General features: G+C 59.1%; 2 protein-coding genes and 1 pseudogene. 1 reads left to right on the top strand and 2 read right to left on the bottom strand.

Annotated features, from left to right (window positions below; all coding sequences use genetic code 11):
- Positions 1-1090 precede the first annotated feature (1090 nt).
- Positions 1091-1246, bottom strand: a pseudogene (locus OC184_RS19640) (IS110 family transposase); the annotation flags it as partial.
- A gap of 213 nt (positions 1247-1459) precedes the next feature.
- Between OC184_RS19640 and OC184_RS19635 the strand changes: the two are divergent.
- A complete protein-coding gene (locus OC184_RS19635) occupies positions 1460-2971 on the top strand; it encodes a Fic family protein (protein ID WP_265508863.1) in 1512 nt (503 codons plus the stop codon).
- Between the two features lie 190 nt (positions 2972-3161).
- Here the strand turns inward: OC184_RS19635 and OC184_RS19630 are convergent.
- On the bottom strand, positions 3162-3518 hold a 357-nt coding region (locus tag OC184_RS19630), incomplete at its 5' end, for an integrase core domain-containing protein (RefSeq protein ID WP_265508861.1).

Here is a 3518-nt window from a genome sequence, read left to right as displayed (position 1 = left end):
GGCCTGACGCTGCGCAACCCACAAAGCTCCGCGCCAGCCCCCGTTGCCCAACCCGCCCAAACAGGCAAAAACCAAACCCGGAGTCTCGCTCACGCTGGATAAAAGTTGGGGGCAACGTCATTCCCGGAGAGGACATTGTGGCAGGTGAGAACCTCGCCAGTTCCTTCGTCGACTGGCTTGTAGAGGGCGAGGGAAAGCAATGAGGAGCTTGCTCGCTTGACCACTCGCTTTCCGGAGAGCATCTCATCGGCAAGTCAGCAAACCCGTGCATCGCGGTAATTTTGCCGCCACATCGTGCCCCGCGGTGCAGCCTGAGCGCGCTCGCGGTATGTTACCTTCCTCCAGACGCTGTTTGTTGCAATGGTGAGGTACCCAGCCGGGTCGCTTTTTGTTTCACAAGAGCCGCAAGTGCTTTCGCGGGAGGCTCTTGTGGATTTATGCGAAATAGTCTTGCTTGTTCATCCGCGTAGCGATAGACGCATATTGCGACGGAGAATTGGCTTCATCGTTATGCTACTTACTTCGTTCGATCCGCTGATCTTCGGCGGGATGATCCGGAGAAAGGTAGTGTTTGTGCCCCTATAGCTCAGCTGGTAGAGCAACTGATTTGTAGCGCCGCCTCAGGCTCCAAACCGAGGCATGTTGCAGCCCTGGATGGAAACATCGAGGTGAACTGGTGTCAAATTCGGGGAAACCTTCGCGGCTCTTGCCGCTGGCAATCCCGAGCGAAGCTTTCCGAGGCAACTTGGATTGAACGTGTAGAGACTTGACGGCACCCACCTAAAGCCTCTCGAGGCCATGGTGAAGGGAAAGTCCAGACCACGAAGCGCAAAGTGCGTGGCGGCGAAAGTCGTAGTGGTATGAATCAGTAGGTCCGCGGTTCGAGTCCGTGTGGGGGCACCAAAAAACCATTATGAATATCAGCGTGTGCCGCTCTGAAGTTGTAGTAGCCCGATATCCTGTCTCCGGCGATGTTGTAGAAGCCGGCTGCCGGAGGTTTCGCACGTTCGCCCTGGTAGGGAAAGCGTCTGGGTGGAAATCAACAGCTGATCGCCAAATATCAGCGGCGCTTCCCCGAGTTCGACCGCAAGATCGTCAGAATGTATGATGGCAGCTGGCTGAAAAATTCCAGCACGTGAGCCCGCCGTGTCTTCTTGCGCAGGACGGTCCACCCTGCGCCGTCGGCTCCATGCACCTGGAATACATTCTTCGCCAGGTCGAGCTCGACCGTGATAATCTTCGACATGACCGCTCCCCTCCGTGGATCGTTGGAGACTCACCTTGGCACATCAGATGCCCTCGGGGGGCGGCCGATCGCGGGTGAGCGTCAGCATATACTTGCTAACTAACAGTGATATCTACTTGTGAGCAGACAACAATATTTACGTGTGGTCAGACATCACTATATACTTGCAGATAGACAGCTGCATAAACATGTCAGCAGACAAGGGATTGAGCGATGTCGACCATAGCCAAGAACGGCTTGCTCGCCGATGCTTTGGAGGATCTGCACGTCCTGCAGGATGAAGGCCATCTTGTCTTCAAGAGCAGGGCAATCTCAGTGCAGCGTATGAAAATCCTCAAACGGCAGGGCTATGTCCAGCCGATCATCAAGGGCTGGTATCATCTGTCCGATCCGGCCACCCGACCGGGTGATACGACTGCCTGGACGATGGCCTACTGGTCCTTCGTGCGCCGCTATTGCGACGAGCGGTTCGGTGATGACTGGGTGCTGAGCCCAGAGGTGTCGCTGATGATCCATGCCGAGAACCGGACGTGCCCGAAGCAGATCGTCATTCATGCGCCCAAGGGCGGCAACAACACGCTTTCCTTGCCAGATGGGAGGTCGATCTTCGACCTGAGGACGCAGCTGCCCGAGGCGGAGCGCGTTACGGTGACGCCGGATGGTCTGCGGATCTACACGCCCGAGGCCACGCTGGTGTTGATGTCGATGAACTGCTTTGACAGCCAGCCCGCCGAGGTGGCGGCTCTCCTTGGCCAGTATCGTTCGGTCGACAGGCTCCTCAACGTTATCGTGGCGGGGTCGCATCAATCGGCGGGGAACCGGCTTGCTGGAGCCTTTCGCCGCCTTGGCATGGAGCGGCAGGCGGAGCGGCTGACGGATGGCATGCGCCGGTTCGGGATCCAGATCAGGAACGACGAGCCGACGGCCATCAACTCCTTCGGCATCCGGCCGGGCGCCGCGCCGATCTCCACCCGGCTCAGGTCCTACTGGGACAAGACGCGGGCTGAAATCACCCGGATCATGCCGTCTCCGCAGCCGCGGCGGGACGTCGGGGAAGTTCTCGGCCAGGTCGATGATGTCTACCGCGAGGATGCTTGGCATTCTCTGTCGATCGAGGGCTACCGCGTCACTCGCGAGCTGATCGACAAGATCCGTGCCGGCGACTGGAAGCCTGAGCAGGACGAAGATGATCGCAAGAGCGTCGATGCGCTTGCCGCCCGGGGCTACTGGGACGCCTTCAAGTCTGTTCGGGAAGTGCTGGAAAGGGTACTGGTGGATGGTCAGGACCTGAGCCTTCGCGACGAGCAGGGCCAATGGTACCAGCAGCTCTTCGCGCCTGCCGTCACGGCCGGGATCGTGAGGCCGGAGCAGATCATCGGCTACCGCAACCACCCGGTATTCATCCGCACGGCCCAGCACGTTCCCCCGCGATCAGAGGCGCTGAACGATGCGATGGAGACGTACTTCGATCTTGTCGAGGAGGAGGAACACCCTGCAGTGCAGGCGGTGCTCGGCCACTGGCTCCTGGGTTACATCCATCCGTATCCGGATGGGAACGGCAGGCTCGCGCGGTTTACGATGAACTGTCTTCTGGTTGCGGGCGGATACGATTGGGTTGTCATCAGGCTCGATGAGCGTGCGCGCTACATGAAGGCACTGGACGCCGCCAGCGTCCACCAGGACGTCCGGCCCTTCGCCGAACTCATCGCAGATCATTTGCGCTGAGGCATGCTGGCCGGCAGGCGTCTTCTGGCCATGCGTGGCGGTGAAGGCGCCCAGAATGCAAGCCGCTTTATCGATATCTTCGCCTGTTTCAGCCTGCGGACAGCGGCTGGGAAGCACTTGAAGGAAGATGGTTGTGTTTCGGTGTGCAATCTTGACCCGTTAGTGGAGTGCGCCCCTCGGGCTGGACCACTCAGGCGGCTCGCTTTGACCGGGGCGCGGCGTTTCTTTCGTCGAACTGGTTGGGGCTCAAGTAGCCGAGCGCAGAATGCAGCCTGGTGGAGTTGTAGACGTTGTCGATGAAGTTTGGCAAATCCGCTGCGACGTCTTCGAAGGTCTCGTATTCGGTCACATAGACCGCCTCGACCTTCAGCGTCTTCATGAAGCTTTCGGCTTGCGCGTTATCGTAAGGATTCCCTCGACGGCTCATGGTGACGTTGCCCCCAACTTTTATCCAGCGTGAGCGAGACTCCGGGTTTGGTTTTTGCCTGTTTGGGCGGGTTGGGCAACGGGGGCTGGCGCGGAGCTTTGTGGGTTGCGCAGCGTCAGG

Source organism: Paracoccus rhizosphaerae, assembly GCF_026162645.1.
Lineage (GTDB): Bacteria > Pseudomonadota > Alphaproteobacteria > Rhodobacterales > Rhodobacteraceae > Paracoccus > Paracoccus rhizosphaerae.
The sequence above is the reverse complement of the archived record's forward strand: the minus strand, read 5'-3'. Positions and strand labels throughout refer to the sequence as shown.

Excerpts from the sequence above, each read along its gene's own strand:
- OC184_RS19635 (WP_265508863.1), top strand. The coding sequence starts at position 1,460 with ATGTCGACCATAGCCAAGAACGGCTTGCTCGCCGATGCTTTGGAGGAT.